Below are 16,613 nucleotides of genomic sequence, written 5' to 3'. Positions count from 1 at the left end.
ATTAATGCTCTCGGGCTTAAGCTGCCCAAGGCGGCGGCTCGGCTCCGGCGACGGGGGATGCATACAAAACGAGGTCGTAGTAGTGACCGGGAGAGTGATGGCGTAGACGGAAGTGATAGCCATCCACCAAGTTGTCCAGTTGTTCCACGATATCCAGTAGATCCTGGGCGTAGTGGTAGACACAGATAGCCATACGCGGTCGCTGGGTACGGATGAGGTGAGACGCGCCTTCCAGTGCCCTGGCTTCAAACCCTTCGATATCCAACTTCAGTAGCGTCAGTTTTTCCAATTCGTCGTCCAGGCGTGTAGTCGCCACAGAGATTCCGCCGTCCGGCGATACATGGCTGGAAACGGTGCCGGTCTCCTCGAAGCGCAGCGTCGTATGTTCGTTGGAGATGGCTTTTTTTATGGCTTTGAAGTTGTGCGGGAGAAGGGGGAGGGCGCTCGCGATGCCCTCCAGTTTCTGGAAGTTGATGCTATCGGGTTCAAAAGCGGTGATGCTTTCGTAGCGATGGCGGGATGCTTCTAGAAACTTGTGGACGATGGGGCCCTGGAAGGCGCCGCCATCGCAGAAATGTTCACGCTGGCCCAGCTGGAATGTGCTGCTATCGGCGTATGTTGAAAAGTACTCGTTGATGGGCGTAGCCCAGCAGTCCAACAGGAGGCTGGAATCGTAGGTCAGGCGGAACAACAGATTGCTGTAGAGCGTAAAAACGCTTAGGTCGTCGTCCAGTCGATCCGCAAAACTCAGAAATTCGTCCAGGCGCAGAAGCGTCCGCTGACGGTATACCTGGGCAGGCTCGTATACAGCCGCCAGCCCGCAGTGAGCAACGGCCAGGCAAGCATCTACTCTTTCAATGCCTGCTTGTTCGCAGAGCTTGTGGGCCAAGCCCGATTCTCCGGGGCCATAAGAAAAATCGATGGCCAATGCCTGGGGATGCTGGGCCGCGTGTTCGATAAACTGGCGCGAACTCCAACGCGGCACCCCATGAACGGTGTTGCTGTCGCCTGGCTGGTCATCAACGGCGGCAATGACATGGCTGGGGTGCTGGACGATCTTTGGGGCATAAATGTTGCCAATGCCCGAACGCGGTTGGAGCAGAAAGAGGGGGCGATGCTCAAAACGTGGGATTAGCGGATCCAGGGAAGGCGCAACGCTCAGTTGCTCAATTCCCGTGCGGGTGCAGAGGTCATTTGCAAACGCCCGTCCGCGCGGGCTGCAAGAGAAATCGATGGCGATCGCATCGGCATACTGCCCCGCCTTGGCAAGAAACTCCTGACTGCTCCAGCGCGGCGCGCCGTGAATGCGGTCCAGGTGGATGCTCTGGTCATCAATTGCAGCAACTACATGGCGCAGGTCGGCAACGACTCTGGGGCCATGCACCATGCCTGCATAAGACTCGGGAGCGACGAGGAATACAGGGCGGTTGGCAATCGCGGGTAGGCGGGCAATGACATCATCGAGTGCGGGGCGCTCCTGCTCCGCAATACGTAGAAGCCGTTGGCGAAGCAGCTCATTTCTTGAGTTCATGAACGTCATCTCTCGTAGGTATGAATAGGGGCGTCGTAGCGGGCATCGAAATAGGTCTTGGCCGGCACGTCCTCGCAGTAGACACGTGGCCAGCCAAGTTCGCAGCTTCGCCCAACCTTGACACCCCCACGCACGATGGCGCCGGTTCGCAGGATGCTATTGCTGCCGATCTCGACGCCCGCGCCGATTTGCACACCATTCTCTATCCAGCATGAAGATTTAACGCGGCATGCGGGTCCGAGGTGCGTGCCGGCATGGATGACGGTGTTGTAGTCGATCCTGCACCCGTGCCCAACGACAGCATTGGCACCCACGAATGCGTTGAGCCCAATGGCCGTGTCAGAGTCGATGGCTGCGCTTGGGTGGATGAAGGGCTCGAGCTTGAAGCCACGCTCCATTGCTGCCTGCATCAGTTCCATGCGCTTGAAGTTGCCGAAGCGTTCGTCGAAAGCCACGAACATGGCCCCGTCAGTCGGATTCAGTCCATCCAGCACGTCCAGATCGAATTCGTGTTCCGAGTCCTGTGGTACATCGATCCTGATGACCGTCTCGTCCTGACGCGCGTGCTTCCAGGCGTGAAAGGCCAGATCGAGGTATTCGCTGCCGCCGATGATCCACCTAGATCTCATGTTCGGTCTCCATCAGCACCGTGTACCAGCGCTCAACCAGGCGATTCATGGATTCATAGGCTCCCTGGGTGGGTAGCGGGGCGTCTGTATGCAGTGCCGCCTGCACCCGCTCCATGATGTCCACGTCTTCTCCCACTACCACCTTGCTGCCGTGCATCTGCGCAAGCAGCACTTGGCTGGAAGAACCGTAAGGCTGTTTCTTGCGTGCGCTAAACCAATAGATTTCCAGGTCGGTCCGGTCCGGTGCGACGGGGATGTGGTGTTCCAGAGTGAAGGAATAGCCCCCGTTGGCGCTCGCGATATGCAAATTTGGGAAGGCAAGCCAGTTAAAGTAGGCGTCCTGCTTGCCCCAGCGTTCCACTTTAGCGTGCCAGCCAAAATGCTTAAGGTTGGGGATGGTGGCTTCCGGGCCGCCGAAACTGAAGCGGCGCATCTCGCGCCTCAGCGCTGCGGGCGATATGTCCTGCAAGGCCTCCATGGACTCCTTGGCTTGTTCCTCGTTTACCTGGGGAGTGAAGTTGACGCTTTTGGCCAGGGTCTTGGGGTGGACAAAGCGCGGGTGGTTGGCGTCCCGCAGATTCTCGTAGGCCAGCTTCCAGTTGTACCGGCCATGCCATGTGGTCACCATGACCTCAGTGTCATAGGCGTTGGAACTACTTTCCAGCAAGGCGATGAAGTCTGCCGAAAACTGCTCCTCGATTGGCATGGGGTCTGGATCGAGGTTGACGAACAACAGGTTGCCGATGGCGCGCAGTGAGAATTCGCGCAGCTTCAAGTTGGCCTTTTCACTATTGTCCAGGTGGTAGATCGCATCGCAGTCCGGGATGTTCTTTACCCGGCCTTGTTCGTCGTAACTCCAGGCGTGATAGGGGCATACCAAAGGCCGGCAACCGAGAGCACCGGTTTGAATCAGTGCACTGCGGTGGAGGCAGACGTTCTCGAACGCACGGATTTGCCCGTGGAAGTTCTGGATCACCAGAGGAACACCCGCGATCTTGCGTGTGATAAAGCAATTGTGATCCTTCAGCAGCGTTCTGAGTCCTGCGAACAACCAGACCCTGCGGAAGATCTTGCGCTGCTCGCGATCAAAGATTTCCTGCGACAAGTAATACTTAGGGTGCATCCTGGAGCGCATGGATCAGTCCATCTTGATGTTCTTGTGGAATACGATCTTTGCCGGATTGCCGAATACCGTGGCGCCCGCTGGCACATCCTTCAGCACGACCGCACCGGTGCCGACGACAGCGTGTTCACCTACCTTGACGCCAGGCACTAGGGTGGCACGTGGGTGCACGACTGCGAAGTCGCCTATCTGCACACCGCCGCCCATGAAAACCTGTGCGCCCACATGAGCATAATTACCAATGCGAACGTCGTGTCCAATCACCGACCAAGTGAGGAGATTGGCAAAATCCCCGATCCACACATCCGGGCCAACGTGCACCTGGTTGCCGAGAAAGCAACCCGTGCCTAGACGCACACGGCGACTGAGATGCGCCTCTGTGCAGATCGGGATGAACGCGGCCCCCTTTGCAAGCAGCGGTTGAATGTATTTATGCCTTTCCAATGGGTCGCCTTGCGCGCAGACAAAAGCCTCGTTGCCACGCGGCACGTATGTCAAAGGGTCACCGACGATGGGTACCCCAACATCAAAGCCATCGAGAATATGCTTGCGGCTGTCCAGGAATCCGGTGACTTCCCATTCCTTGCGATGCGCTACATCACCTTGCATTTGCTCAAGGACCTCCCGGCCCCAGCCGCCCGCGCCGACGATGAGCACGGAATAGGTCACAGGACAGCCCCACCGTCCATCACCAAACTGGTCCCGGTTACCCAGCGGCTGGCATCGGACAAGAGATAGATCGCAGCGTTTGCTACGTCCTCTGGGGTGCCCAATCCAAGCGGATGGCGTTTGCGCTGTGCTTCCAGATGGGTTGCGTCCCAGATGGGCGTCACGACTGCAGAGGGAGACATGCCATTGACCCGGATCTTGCGTTTGGCCTGCTCCATGGACAGGCAGCGAATGATGCCGAGCAGGGCTGATTTCATGGCCGAATATGGTCCTACCCCGGGTGTGCCGATATGGGCCGCAGTGGAAAGTATGAAGACGATGGAACTTTGAGGCGCAAGAGCGTTCGCCTGCAACAGCCGCTGGGTGAGCATGACAGGGGCCAGGAAATTGACCGCATAGACATCGGTCATGAGCTTCTCGGTCAACTGCCTGATAGGGCTCAAGCGCTGCCTGCCAGCGCAGTGGACCAAGCCATCTAGGCTGGAAATGCCCTGTACCAGTCGTTCACGGTCTTCGGCTTCGGTCAGGTCGGCCAGCACTTGGAGGTGTCCTTCGCCATTCAACAAGTTGTAGGTTTCCTGCAGGCGTTCTGCATTCCGCCCTGTGATGACCAGGCGCGCCCCACGCCGCGCGCAGGAAACGGCGATTTGCCTGCCGATGCCCGAAGAAGCACCTGTGACCAAAATGGTCTTGCCATCCAGTGAAAAAGCGCGTTGCGCCGCGTTGGTCATGCGTAGATGTCCATCGGTACAGAAAAACCGCCATCAAGAATGAAGTGGTTGCGCGTGATCCAGCGGCTGGCATCGGAAAGATAGAACACTGCTGCATAAGCCACGTCTTCCGGCTCGCCCATGCCAAGTGGCGTCAATTCAAACAGGCTGTCCATATTGCCGCCGCTTCCCTGTAAGCCATCCAGCAAGGGAGTGCGCACATAACCAGGTGCGATGCAGTTGGCACGCATGCCCTGCTTGGCTACTTCCATACCCAGCGAGCGCATCATGCCCAGCAGAGCACTTTTGCTGGCAGCGTAAGCGCTGCTAGCCAGGGGGCCGATATGCGAGGCAATTGAGGCAATGAATAGCAGAGAGCCGCCCGGCGCGATCTGTTTTTTTGCCAACAGGCTTCGAGTCAGTAGCATGGGAGCGAAGGTGTTGCTTGCAAATGTCTGGTCCAGGTGCGCATGGCCGATCATTCGAAAGGGGGTCAGCTTGGACATGCCAGCTGCGTGCGCCAAGCCGTTGATGACACCGCTCGCAGCCACCACGTGGTCAATACCCTCCTGTACCGCCAAGTCCGCCACCACTTGCGTGTGGCCTTGGCCTTCCAGTTGGTTGAATGTGGCTTGCAAGCGCTCGGTGTTGCGTCCGGTGATGACAACGCTCGCTCCCATCTGTGAGCAAGTGATTGCAATTTGACGACCAATACCCGATGAAGCACCAGTCACCAGGACGCGCTTGCCTTCTAGGTAAAACGGATCACGCTCGGCGTTCATGCTTCGATCAGTGCCGGAAAAGCCGCGTTTTCGACGTCCACGATCGCCGTGCCCCACGACAAGCCGATACCGAAGCCGGCAAGCAACAGTCGGTGCCTGGCATTGCTCAGCGTATCGTTCAGGCGGACGGTCATGGTGACGGGCAGCGAGGCGCCACTGGTGTTGCCGAAGTCTCGCAAGGTAGACGGAACTTTCTCCGTCGGCAGCGCCAACTTCTTGCGGATGGTTTCGTTGATCATTTTGTTGGCCTGATGGAAAACGAAGAAATCAACGCTGTCCTTAGCAACACCAGAATACTCAAGTAATCTTTCCACCGCTGGAGGCACTCGCTGGGTCGAGAAACTCAACACGGCCGGGCCATCCAGAATGAGTTCGCCCGGCCAGTGCAGCACACCGTTTTCGTCACGTGTAGGAGAAATATGCTGGGGCCCGTAAGGCTCACGATGTCCACCTATGGGCAACATGATGGCCCGGTAGCCGCTACCGTCGCTGTTCAAGTCGAAATGCATAGGTGGCGCATTTTTGTCGAACTCCAGCGCCGTGGCGGTGCCCGCGTCGGAAAACAATGGGTCCAGAAGTGTGGCCGAGCGATCGCCGACTAGCAGAAGCGCTTTCTTGATGGTGCCCGCCGCTATCATGCTGCCCACCAAGTGCAGGCCAAAGGGATAGCCGGAGCAGCCGAGATTGACATCAAAGGCGATAGCGGTCTGCGGTAATTGCAGCCGGTGCTGCATGATGATGGCTGTGGCCGGGATGGGGTAGTCGGGTGACTGCGTCACGACAATCAATGCATCGATTTCTTCCTTGTCCCATTGCAGCTCTGCAAGCAGCTTTTCCGCGGAGATGAGCGCCAGATCGGAAAATGTCTGCCAGCTTGGGCAAATACGACGAAACTCGATGCCGATGTTACGCACTAGGCGTTCCCGTTCTGAGCGCATCTTCGGCGGACAATCGGTCAGGTTGGAAATGATCCGCTTGGGCACGCAACTCGCCATGCCCGCAAAACGGACATTGCTAAGAGTGGACAGTCCCATGGCTTTATCCCAGTAGTTTGTAAAGATCGTTTAGGGTGACGCAGTTCTTGAGATCTTCGCCGGTAATGACCTTTCCGTAATCCACGTCGAACATGACGATTACTCCCAACGCCGAGAGCGAATCCCACTCAGGCAAGTCAGCCAGCACGGTGTCCAGCGTGACCTCCACGGGTTCCTGGAAGTCGGTGGCAGAAAGAAAATTCTCGATAAAGGTTGCGTGGCTCATGCGGTCTCGCCTGGTTGTCTGTTGAAGATACGAAAGTCTGGAACCGGCAGGCATCCAGTGTGGCTCATGTGCGGTGTTGGGCGGCAATCAGGTCTGCGATGGTATCGACCTGGTCGCTGTGCAGGCCAGGGAAGATCGGCAGGCACAGCACCTGGTCGGCGACCGAGCGTGCCACCGGTAGCCACGCGGGCGCCGCGGAGGGCAGGGCGCGGTACATCGGGAAGTCGCTGATCAACGGGTAAAAATAGCGCCGCACCAGAATGCCGTGTTCGCGCAGCACTTGGTACAAGGCATCGCGCGAGAGCGGATAGTCGTCCTGCACCAACACTGGGAAATACGCGTGATTGGCACTGGAATGCGCAGGGCGCGCGACGCAGCGGATACCGCGTACATCGTCCAGCCGCTGCCGATACTGCGCATCGATCTGGGCGCGCTGCGCGATCGCCTGGTCTACGTGCTTGAGCTGCAGCAGGCCAAAGGCCGCGCTCACCTCGTTCATTTTGCCGTTGATGCCGGGCGCAACGACGGTGGTTTCGTCGACGAAGCCAAAATTCTTCAGATGCCCGATGCGCTGGTAGGTGCGTTCGTCCGGGCACACGATCGCGCCGCCTTCGAAGGTGTTGAACACCTTGGTGGCGTGGAAGCTCAGCACGCTCAGATCGCCGTGGCGAAGGATCGAGCCACCGCTGTCGCGTACACCGAAGGCATGCGCCGCGTCGTAGATGACCTTGAGGTTGTAGATGTCGGCGATGCGGGTGATCGCAGTGGTATCGCAAGCAGTGCCGTAGCAATGCACCGGCATGATCGCGGTGGTGTTCGGGGTGATGGCCGCCTCGATCTTGGACGGGTCCATGTTGAGCGTCACCGGGTCGATATCCACGAACACCGGGGTGATGCCTTTCCACAGCAGCGAGTGACAGGTGGCCACGAACGAGTAGGGCGTGGTGATGACTTCGCCGGTGATGCGCAAGGCCTGCAGCGCGGTGATCAACGCGGTGGTGCCGTTGGTCAGCAGCGCCAGGTGCGGCACCCCCAGGTACTCGCACAGGGCCTGCTCGAGCGCGCGGTGCATCTCACCGCCGTTGCTGAGGATGCGGCTGGACCAGATCTGCTCCAGGTAGGGCAGAAATTCTTCCAGCGGCGGCAGCAGCGGACTGGTGACGGGAATAGTCATCAACGACCCTGTTGGTGGATGTCGGGATTCCGACGCAGCGGTGTGGCCGCGTGCGGTTGATCCAGGTGAAGCAAGCGTCATGCCACCACGCGGAACCGGCTCCCCCCGGGTCCGCTCAGTTCGCCAGCTCGGTCTGCTCGCGGTCGATGCCGTACTTGCGCAGCTTCTCCACCAAGGTGGTGCGGCGCAGTCCGAGCAGTTGCGCGGCGTGGGCGACCACGCCTTGGGTGCGTTCCAGTGCCTCGTTGATCAAGGCCAGCTCGATGTTGGCCATATGGCCGCGCAGGTCGATGCCATCGTCGGGCAGGCTGGAAGCCGTCAGCGGTTCGGCATCGGCGTGCGCGGTGGCCGGCTGCAGGGTGACCACGTTGCTCGGCAAGGCGGCAACCTCGCCATGTGGCGCAACCAACGCCGGCTCCGGCGGCAGTTCCACCGGGATCGACGAAGCGAAATCACCGCGATAACGCGCCGGCAGGTCCTGCACGCGCACCAGCCCACCGGGATGCAGCACCGCCAGGCGCTCCACCAGGTTGGTCAGTTCGCGCACATTGCCCGGCCAGTCGTAGCTGCGCAGTGCCTGCAAGGCTTCATCGGCAAAGCGCACTTCGCCGCGGCCGGTGCGGGCCAGCTGCCCGGCAATGGTCTGCACCAGGATCGCCAGGTCGTCCACGCGTTCGCGCAGCGCCGGCATCTCGATCGGGAACACGTTGAGGCGGTAGAACAGGTCTTCGCGGAACTGGCCGTCGCTGATGCGGGTTTCCAGATTGCGGTGGGTCGCGGCGATCACGCGCACGTTGCAGCGGATGGTCTGCCCGCCGCCCACGCGCTCGAAACTGCGCTCCTGCAGCACGCGCAACAGCTTCACCTGCATCGGCAGGCTCATGTCGCCGATTTCGTCCAGCAGCAGCGTGCCGCCTTCGGCCATTTCGAAGCGGCCCTTGCGGGTGGTCAGCGCGCCGGTGAAGGCGCCTTTTTCGTGGCCGAACAGTTCGCTTTCCAGCAGATCCGGCGGGATCGCGCCGCAGTTGATCGCCACGAACGGCCCGTCACGGCGCGGCGAATGCTGGTGGATGGCGCGCGCCACCACTTCCTTGCCGGTGCCCGATTCGCCCAGCACCAAAACGGTGGTGTCGAACGCGGCCACCTGGTCGATCAGGCGGCGCAGGCGGGTGACCGCCTCGCTGTTGCCGGTGGGGCCGGTATCTTGCTGCACGCCGGCCTGGTGTTCGGCGTCCAGGCGTTTGAGGCTGGCACGGCGCAGCAGCGCCTCCAGCTGCGCATGCCGCAGCGGCGTATCCAGCGCCCACACGTTGGCCTCATGCAGGCCATGCGCCTGCGCAAACGCCGACGGGCTGCCTTCCATCAGCAGCACCGGCGGCGGCAGCTTGGCATCGGCCAGCCAGTCGAAGAACTTGTCGGCCTGCGCAGCGTCCTGCGCCGAGCCCACCATCACCGCCATCCACTCATCGTGGCGGTGGCGGCCAGGATTGATGTCGGCGCCGTCGGTGACCCAGCGCGGGTTGAAGTCCATGAACTCGAGCAACGACACCGTGCGCTCGGCGCGCACTGCATCGCTGTCGATTAACAGAATGCGGGACTCACTCATTCCTGGCTCCTTCCGTCAGGCCCTCCAGGATTGGCATGACTTCCTGGATATAGGACAGCTTGCTGACAAAATTGTCAGCACCCGCGCGAAGAGCGTGTTCACGATGCTCTGCATCGTCGAAGTGGCTCGCGATGACAATATACGGCGGATCGTCCTGCGTCTTGATCAGACGGGTGGCCTGCAGGCCTCCCATCTCGGGCATGGCCAGGTCCATCAGCACGACATTGGGGCGCAGCGACTCAGAGCGCTCGATCGCTTCCAGTCCATTGGCGGCACTGCCCACGATATTGAGCCACTCCACTTTGCGAAAATGACGCATCGCAGCGTTGATGAAGCCCTCGTGGTCGTCGACCAGCAGCACGGTGAGTTTGCTCATAGTAGTCCTTATCCCGCCCGGGCAAGCAGCGGTTTGGTGGTGCGGCGGCGCTCGCGAGCCGGGGCGATGTCGAGTTGTTCGCGGTACTTGGCCACGGTCCGTCGCGCAATATTAACGCCCTGGCGCGACAACAGCCCGGCGATGGCTTCGTCGGCCAGCGGGCGTCCGGCCGGTTCGCTCTCGATCAGGCGGCGCACCATGGCCTTGACGGCCTGGCCGGAGACGCTGGCGCCTTCCAGCCGCACGGCGAAGAAATGCTTCAGTTCGAAGGTGCCGCGCGGGGTCTGGATGTATTTGCCAGTGGTAATACGGGAGATCGTCGACTCGTGCATGCCGATCTCGTCGGCGATCTCCTTGAGCGTCAGTGGCGCCATGGCCTCTTCGCCGCGGGCCAGGAAGGCGGCCTGGCGCTCGACGATGGCACGGGTGGCGCGCAGCAGGGTCTCGTAGCGCATCGACAGGCCGCGGGTCAGCCAGCGGGCTTCCTGCAGCATGTCGCGCAGCGGCTGGGCGGCGTCGCCGGCTTCGGCCAGGGCGCGTTCGTGCACCGGATTGATGCTCACCCGGTGGGTGGTGGCCGGATTCAGCGCCACCCGCCAGCTGCCATCGGCGTGCCAGGCCAGCACGTCCGGGATCACGCTGGCGTTGGTTTCCTGCAACAGGTCATCGCCAGGGCGCGGCTGCAGCGACAGGATCAGCCGCACGGCTTCGCGCACATCGTCCACATCGGCATCGTGGGCGCGTGCCAGCAGCGCGTAGTCGTGACCGGCCAGCAGGTCCAGATCGCCGGCCAGGATGCGGCCGGCCAGGTGGCGCGCAGGCACGCGGCCGGGCAGGGCGGCCAGCTGCGCCAGCAGGCATTCGCGTAGATCGCAGGCCGCCAGCCCGGCCGGGTCGCCGTGCAACAGCCGCTGGCGAATCGTCTCGGCCGCGTCCACGCTGATGCCCAAGCGGGTGGCGGCCAGTTGTTGCAGGGTGGGCAGGGCTTCGGTCAGGTAGCCGGCGTCGTCGGTCTGTTCCAGCCAGAACGCGGCGGTGCCGAGGTCGGTTTCGTCCATGTCCAGCGCCAACTCGCGCAGGATGCGCACATGCGGGTCGGTGGATTCGCCGGCGGCCACGCGCTGCATGCGGTCGTCGTCTTCGCCATTCCAGCTGCTGCTCTGCACATCCCACATGGTGCTTTCGGGCAACTCGTCAAAGGCGGCCATGTCGGTGGCGCCATCCTCGGCGCTGGCAGCCTCGTCGCTACTGTCGGCCAGCTCTTCCAATTCCAGTAGTGGATTGGTTTCCAGGGCGCGACGGATCTCCAGTTCCAGCTGCATGCCGTCCAGTTGCAACAGACGGATCGACTGCAACAGCTGCGGGGTGAGGTGCAGTTGTTGGCCCAGCTGGGCAGAGATGGTCGTCTTCATGGAGGCGCTTTCCGGAAGGCGCCGCAAGCGTGCGGCGATGGAATGCATCTTGCAGGACGCAGCGACGGGTTTCGAATCAGGGAGTCAGGTGAGGTGACTCATGATTTTCCTGACACCTGGTGGGGGATTCCCCTACAGCTATTGCGAGCTCAAGCGTGCCCGCCGGAATTCCGTCACTGTTTTGTGGCAATGGCCGCGTTGCGCGGCCCTGCCTGGCTGGATCGGCTAGACCAGCTCGTTGTGATGCTTGGCGGCCAGCAGCACCAGATCATTGGCGCGGCGGCACCCCAGCGATTCCATCATGCGGGCACGGTGGGTTTCCACGGTCTTGACGCTGATGCCGAGGTCGGCGGCGATTTCCTTGTTGCTCTGGCCGCGGCCGATCTCGCGCAGGATCTCGCGCTGGCGCGGTGACAGCGCGGCGATGCCGACCGGTTTTTCGCGGCCCAGCATCGGGGCGATCATCTTCGAAGAGATCTGCGGGCTCAGGAACACCTGGCCGGCGGCGGCGGCGCGCAAGGCCAGCTCCAGTTCCAGCGGGGCGGCGTCCTTGACCACGAAACCGACAGCGCCGCGATCGAGCGCATCGCGCACGTGCACCGGGTCGTCGTGCATGGACATCATCACCACATGGGTGCGCGGTGCGGCGCGCAGCACATCGGTCATGGCATCCAAGCCGCTACGGCCGGGCAGGGACAGGTCCATCAGCACCAGGTCGGGCCGGTGCAGGGAGGTCATGTCCAGGGCTTGTTGCGCATTGCTCGCTTCGCCGACCACATCGATGCCGGAAAAGGTCTGCAGCAGCCTCGACAGGCCAGCGCGAACAAGGGTGTGATCGTCGACGATGATGACTCGCACGGCGGAGAAGAGACCTTTTTTTGTAAAGGGCACCTTAGCCGACGCGGCGCCTGAGCGCCAACCATCGGTTCAGCGCTGGCGACGGGCGTCGGCGATCTGACGGCGATGCAAACGAAACAGATGACGTTCCAGGGCGTCCTGCAGACCGGTCCCCAGTGGGGCAAAGCGTAACCACAGCCAGTGCTGTTGACCATCGCTTGCGCTCGCCAGGACGTCGGCAGGCAGTTGTAACAATTCAGGAAGCCAGTCCGACGGCTGCAGCAGAACGCTGCCTGTCGTGCCGGGTGGGTGCGCGTGCGGGCTGGCCAGCCGGATGCCGCGCACCGACCAATGCACCGTGCCCAGCGCCAGGCGGGTGTCGCTCTGGCGGACCAGGCGGCCGATCAGGGCCAGGATGAGGTCGAGTTTGGCGTCCATGCGCTGCACCAGCAGCGGCAGCTCGCCGCGCTCTTCGCTGCTGTCTTCGCTGCGCAGGTCTTCGACCTGGCCGAGGCTGCGCAACAGGGTTTCGGCAGTGGCCTGTGAACCGGGGTCGGCCGTGACGTGGAAGCCGGCCGGCAGGCGCAGCTCGCAGCTGAGCGTGTCGGCGAACAGCTCGGTATCGGCCGCCGGTGCGAGCGTGCCGAGCGTGGACATCAGATGCGTCCGACGCGTGCGTAGGCGCGGCTGGCTGTGGCCGAGGTGCGCTGCGCACGGATCAGCTCCAGCAACTTGCGCTGGCGCTCGCGCATCATCCGCACCAGCTCCTGCTGCATGGCCTGCAGCGCTTGCACCGCATCGCGGTCCTGCGCCACATCGGCGTGCTTGCAGTATTCCTGCACGTGCAGGTCGTGGACATCGAGCATGTGCGGCATCACCTCGAACTCCTCGCGCGACATCGCGATACGGATCTCGGACACTTCGTCTTGAAGGCTTTGCACACTATGCATGGGAGGACTCACGAGGCGGCAGCGATGCCGCGTTGATCGAGGGGGATGGAGTTCCACGCCGAGTCGATTTCGCTGAGCAGATCCAGCGCTTCGGTCAACGCGGTCTCGTCGTTGTGCAGATTGGCCGCGGTCAGGCGCTGGATCACGTAGTCGTACAGGGCCGACAGGTTACCAGCGATCTCACCGCCGGCTTCGTGATCGAGCGAGCCGTTGAGATGGCCGACGATTGCGCAGGCTTCGCCAATGGCCTTGCCCTTGCGCGCCTGGTCGCCCTGCGCCAGGCATGCCTGGGCCAGACGAATGCGTTGGCAGGCACCGGCAAACAGCAGCGACACCAACTTGTGCGGATCGGCTTCGGTCACGCTGGTGGACACGCCGACCTTGCGGTATTGCTCGGCGTACTGACGATTGGAACCGTACATGGATGACTCCCTCAATTGGCTGGCCTTCGCTGGTCCCGGAGCTGGGAGCTCCTGCGACAACGCTCCTGCCAGAAGGCAAGGCCGATATCACGATAGGTACTTCTTTTATCGGCAAGACCAAGGCGTGACTTGAGGACGTGCATCACATCATTTGATCGCGAGCAGGCTGCTGAGCGAACCGGTGGCGCCCTGCATCTTGCTGATCATGGTTTCCATCGCGGTGAACTGCGCGGTGTAGCGGTCGGTGAGCTTTTCCATGCGCGCATCGAGGTTGTCCAGGTCCGCTTCGAAACCCTTGATCTGCTTGTTCAAGCTGTCCGAACGCAGGGTCAGGGTGCCGTTGTTGACGTTGACGTTGGCGTCCAGCAGTTTGGTCAGGCCGCTGCCGAACTTGCTGTCCTTGCCCAACGCCTCGGCGGCCGCGCCACCATCGGCGGCGATGGCGGTGTCGAACTTGCCACCGTCGAAGCTCATCACGCCATCCTTGTCGATGGTCAGGCCCAGCGCCTTGAGCTCGCTGATGCTGCCGCTGACCTGGCCGCGCAACTGCTGCTGCAGGCCACGCACCAGCGAGTCGCCGGTCAGCGCCGAGGCGGTTCGGGTTTCGGCGTTGTAGCTGCTGCTGTTCTTGAGCAAGGTGTTGGCGGTGTTGTAGGCCGCCGCAAATGCGGTGAGGTTGCCTTTCAGGCCGCTGGTGTCGGCAGTGACGCCCAGGGTGACCTTGGTGCCTTCGGCGGCCTTGGTCAGGTTGAGCACCACGCCCGGCACGATGTCGGTGACGGTATTGGAACTGGAGGTGCGCTCGAAGCCGTCCACGCGCACCAGCGCGTCGGCGGCGGCCACCTGCTGGGTCAGCCCGCCGGTGACGCCGGCGCCAAAGGTCAGCGCGCTCAGGCTGGGGTCGCTGGCACTGACGGTCAATGCGCCCTTGGTGCCGGTGTCGGCGGCATTGAACACCAGGTGCTGGCCATCGTTGGCAGTCACCACGCTGGCAGTGACGCCCTTGCCGCCGGCCGCCTTGTTGATGGCTGCGGCGATGTCGGTGAGCTTGTCGGTGCCGCTGATGTCCACGGTGATGCTTTTGTCGCCGTAGCCAATGGTCAGCGTGCCGCTGCCAACGGTGGCATCGGCGGTGAATGCGCCGGAGGCCAGTTTCTGCGCGCTGGCCAGCGACACCACTTCCACCGAGTAGTTACCCGGCGCGGCCGAGCTGGTGGTGGTGGCGGTAAAGCCGGCATCGGTCGGGACGCTGGCCTTGTAGGCATTGGTGTCGGCACTGCTGACCACCTTGTCCAGCGCAGACTTGAGCGTGGTCATGCTGCTCTTGATCTGGCTGATCGCCGATAGCTGCGTGGTGGCGGCGGTGCCGGCCTTGTTGATGCGTGCCTGTTCCGGATCCTTCTGACGGGACACCAGGGTGGACACCACGGTGGGGATATCCAGCCCGGAGCTGGACGTACTGATCACCGATGCCATGTTGCATTCCTCGTCTGGGCATCCGGAAGGCGGATGCATGGGATTACGAGACGGATATCGGCCGCATCCGGGAGGACTTGAGCGGCGTCGACGGGTCTGGTTGACCCGAAAACACATGCAACTTTCATGCCTGGCGCGTCGGTCGTCTGGCGTCAAGAAACCCGCGCCCACAAAAAAGCCCCTCCGGAGAGGGGCTTTAGCGTTGCTGTGACGCTGCCGGTTACTGCAGCAGGCTCAGCACGTTCTGCGGAACCGACTTGGCCTGGGCCAGCATCGCGGTACCGGCCTGCTGCAGGATCTGCGTGCGGGTCAGTTCGGCGGTTTCCTTGGCGTAGTCGGTGTCGCGGATACGGCTACGCGAGGCCGACAGGTTTTCCGAGGTTGCGCTCAGGTTGGCGATGGTGGAGGTGAAGCGGTTCTGCACCGCACCCATGTCGGCGCGCGAGGAGTTGACCGCGGTCAGCGCCTTGTCGACGATTTCCAGGGCCTTCTGCGAGCCGGAGAACGTGGAGATATCCAGGCTGCTCAGGGTCGAAGCGGTGGAGCCGGATGCAGCCGAAGCGGTGGTGAGACCGGCGCCGACAGTGATGCCAGCAGCGCTGGAGGTACCGGCCGACAGCGAGGTGAAGTCCTGGCCAGCCTTCAGCGATTCGATCTGCATGGTGCCGTCGGCCTTGATCGAGGCGTACATGCCGGTCTGGTCCAGCTTGTCGTTGATCGCCGCAGCCACCTTCTTGTTCACGTCCGCAGCGGTGTCGCCGGCGCCGACCTTGACGTCAGCGATAGTGACGCTCTTGGCCGAACCGGTCGAATCGTTGAACGACAGGCTGATGCCGGTGACCGAACCAGATGCAGTGGCGGTGCCGGTGACGCCAGCGCCGGAGACGGCGGCAGCGAAGTTGGCCTTGCCCAGCGAATCGACATTGGCGTCGACGATGCTGTTGATGCCGATGGTCTGGCCGGCGTCGGCGCCGACCTGGAACAGCGCGCCGGAGAAGTCGCCGTTCAACAGCTTGGTGCCGTTGAAGTTGGTCTGGTTGGCAACGCGGTCGATTTCGGCGGTCAGCTGCTTGACTTCGGAGTTCAGCGCGTCACGGTCGCTGGCCGAGTTGGTGGCGTTGGACGACTGCACCGACAGCTCGCGGATACGCTGCAGGTTGCTGCCGATTTCGACCATCGCGCCTTCAGCGGTCTGGGCCAGCGAGATGCCGTCGTTGGCGTTGCGCGAGGCAACGTCCAGGCCGCGGATCTGCGTGGTGAAGCGCTCGGAGATTGCCAGACCTGCGGCGTCGTCCTTGGCGCTGTTGATGCGCAGACCCGAGGACAGACGCTGGATGCTCGTCTGCATGCTCGCGCTGCTGGTGTTGAGGTTACGCTGAGCGTTCAGCGACATTACGTTGGTGTTGATTACCTGTGCCATTTTGATATCTCCTCTAAGCGATTTTTCCGGCAAGGGGGCTTGCCTGGAGCCTCCGCAGGGGGGCCATCAAGTTGGCCGTTGCCGCTGCTGAGATGAATAACGGCGATGCTGTGGGAACCTTTAGCGCATTTCAGTATTTTTTTTCTATTTCTTGCTTGAAGGCGCAACGCGCGCAGCGTTGTGTATCAAGGGGTTCGGTTTATTCGGCAGCAACTGCAGGATCTTTAGCGTTGGTA

General features: G+C 61.9%; 18 protein-coding genes. All 18 read right to left on the bottom strand.

Translation table 11 applies throughout. The annotated features are described in order from the left end of the window. Positions 1-16: 16 nt before the first annotated feature. The 18 genes from QRM60_RS18340 to QRM60_RS18255 all read right to left on the bottom strand — a co-directional run bounded on the left by QRM60_RS18340 (position 17) and on the right by QRM60_RS18255 (position 16,377). Complete coding sequence (locus QRM60_RS18340) at positions 17-1,540, bottom strand: FkbM family methyltransferase (protein ID WP_285446787.1); 1,524 nt, start codon at positions 1,538-1,540, stop codon at positions 17-19. Then, positions 1,537-2,160 (bottom strand): UDP-3-O-(3-hydroxymyristoyl)glucosamine N-acyltransferase, encoded by a 624-nt coding sequence (locus QRM60_RS18335; RefSeq protein ID WP_075285701.1) that lies wholly within the window; start codon positions 2,158-2,160, stop codon positions 1,537-1,539. Before QRM60_RS18335 ends, QRM60_RS18340 begins: the two co-directional genes overlap by 4 nt. Beyond that, a complete protein-coding gene (locus QRM60_RS18330; RefSeq protein ID WP_075285700.1) occupies positions 2,150-3,295 on the bottom strand; it encodes a Rieske 2Fe-2S domain-containing protein in 1,146 nt (381 codons plus the stop codon). Before QRM60_RS18330 ends, QRM60_RS18335 begins: the two co-directional genes overlap by 11 nt. A gap of 3 nt (positions 3,296-3,298) precedes the next feature. After that, complete coding sequence (locus QRM60_RS18325; protein WP_075285699.1) at positions 3,299-3,952, bottom strand: acetyltransferase; 654 nt, start codon at positions 3,950-3,952, stop codon at positions 3,299-3,301. Beyond that, positions 3,949-4,683: an SDR family oxidoreductase gene (locus tag QRM60_RS18320; RefSeq protein ID WP_115555975.1), complete on the bottom strand. Its 735-nt coding sequence runs from the start codon at positions 4,681-4,683 to the stop codon at positions 3,949-3,951. The genes QRM60_RS18325 and QRM60_RS18320 overlap by 4 nt, the downstream gene beginning before the upstream one ends. Beyond that, entirely contained in the window at positions 4,680-5,444 is a 765-nt protein-coding gene (locus QRM60_RS18315) for an SDR family oxidoreductase (RefSeq protein ID WP_075285697.1), read from the bottom strand. The genes QRM60_RS18320 and QRM60_RS18315 overlap by 4 nt, the downstream gene beginning before the upstream one ends. Then, entirely contained in the window at positions 5,441-6,478 is a 1,038-nt protein-coding gene (locus tag QRM60_RS18310) for a ketoacyl-ACP synthase III (RefSeq protein ID WP_115555974.1), read from the bottom strand. Before QRM60_RS18310 ends, QRM60_RS18315 begins: the two co-directional genes overlap by 4 nt. A gap of 4 nt (positions 6,479-6,482) precedes the next feature. Continuing rightward, positions 6,483-6,704 (bottom strand): acyl carrier protein, encoded by a 222-nt coding sequence (locus tag QRM60_RS18305; RefSeq protein WP_070693100.1) that lies wholly within the window; start codon positions 6,702-6,704, stop codon positions 6,483-6,485. A gap of 64 nt (positions 6,705-6,768) precedes the next feature. Continuing rightward, complete coding sequence (locus QRM60_RS18300; protein ID WP_114998365.1) at positions 6,769-7,878, bottom strand: DegT/DnrJ/EryC1/StrS family aminotransferase; 1,110 nt, start codon at positions 7,876-7,878, stop codon at positions 6,769-6,771. A gap of 115 nt (positions 7,879-7,993) precedes the next feature. Beyond that, on the bottom strand, positions 7,994-9,484 hold the full coding sequence (locus QRM60_RS18295; protein WP_011037099.1) for a sigma-54 dependent transcriptional regulator: 1,491 nt from the start codon (positions 9,482-9,484) through the stop codon (positions 7,994-7,996). After that, the gene (locus tag QRM60_RS18290) at positions 9,477-9,860 is read right to left on the bottom strand and encodes a response regulator transcription factor (protein ID WP_005997154.1); all 384 of its coding nucleotides are present in this window, start codon (positions 9,858-9,860) and stop codon (positions 9,477-9,479) included. Before QRM60_RS18290 ends, QRM60_RS18295 begins: the two co-directional genes overlap by 8 nt. An 8-nt stretch (positions 9,861-9,868) precedes the next feature. Continuing rightward, positions 9,869-11,272 (bottom strand): RNA polymerase factor sigma-54, encoded by a 1,404-nt coding sequence (gene rpoN, locus QRM60_RS18285; RefSeq protein WP_285446786.1) that lies wholly within the window; start codon positions 11,270-11,272, stop codon positions 9,869-9,871. Positions 11,273-11,497: 225 nt separating this feature from the next. Next, positions 11,498-12,130, bottom strand: a complete 633-nt coding sequence (locus QRM60_RS18280; RefSeq protein WP_011037101.1) for a response regulator transcription factor — start codon at positions 12,128-12,130, stop codon at positions 11,498-11,500. Between the two features lie 69 nt (positions 12,131-12,199). Continuing rightward, positions 12,200-12,766 carry a PilZ domain-containing protein gene (locus QRM60_RS18275; protein WP_228436272.1) on the bottom strand — a complete coding sequence of 189 codons (567 nt, stop codon included), beginning with the start codon at positions 12,764-12,766 and terminating at the stop codon, positions 12,200-12,202. Next, entirely contained in the window at positions 12,766-13,059 is a 294-nt protein-coding gene (locus tag QRM60_RS18270; protein ID WP_016945285.1) for a hypothetical protein, read from the bottom strand. Before QRM60_RS18270 ends, QRM60_RS18275 begins: the two co-directional genes overlap by 1 nt. Positions 13,060-13,067: 8 nt before the next feature. Further along, the gene (gene fliS, locus QRM60_RS18265) at positions 13,068-13,481 is read right to left on the bottom strand and encodes a flagellar export chaperone FliS (protein ID WP_011037104.1); all 414 of its coding nucleotides are present in this window, start codon (positions 13,479-13,481) and stop codon (positions 13,068-13,070) included. A gap of 147 nt (positions 13,482-13,628) precedes the next feature. Then, positions 13,629-14,957, bottom strand: coding sequence for a flagellar filament capping protein FliD (gene fliD, locus QRM60_RS18260; protein WP_042599039.1), 1,329 nt, complete (start codon positions 14,955-14,957; stop codon positions 13,629-13,631). Between the two features lie 220 nt (positions 14,958-15,177). Continuing rightward, positions 15,178-16,377 carry a flagellin gene (locus tag QRM60_RS18255; protein ID WP_042599040.1) on the bottom strand — a complete coding sequence of 400 codons (1,200 nt, stop codon included), beginning with the start codon at positions 16,375-16,377 and terminating at the stop codon, positions 15,178-15,180. Between the last annotated feature and the right edge of the window lie 236 nt (positions 16,378-16,613).

Source organism: Xanthomonas sp. fls2-241-TYG-148, assembly GCF_030208815.1.
GTDB lineage: Bacteria > Pseudomonadota > Gammaproteobacteria > Xanthomonadales > Xanthomonadaceae > Xanthomonas > Xanthomonas campestris.
The sequence above is the reverse complement of the archived record's forward strand: the minus strand, read 5'-3'. Positions and strand labels throughout refer to the sequence as shown.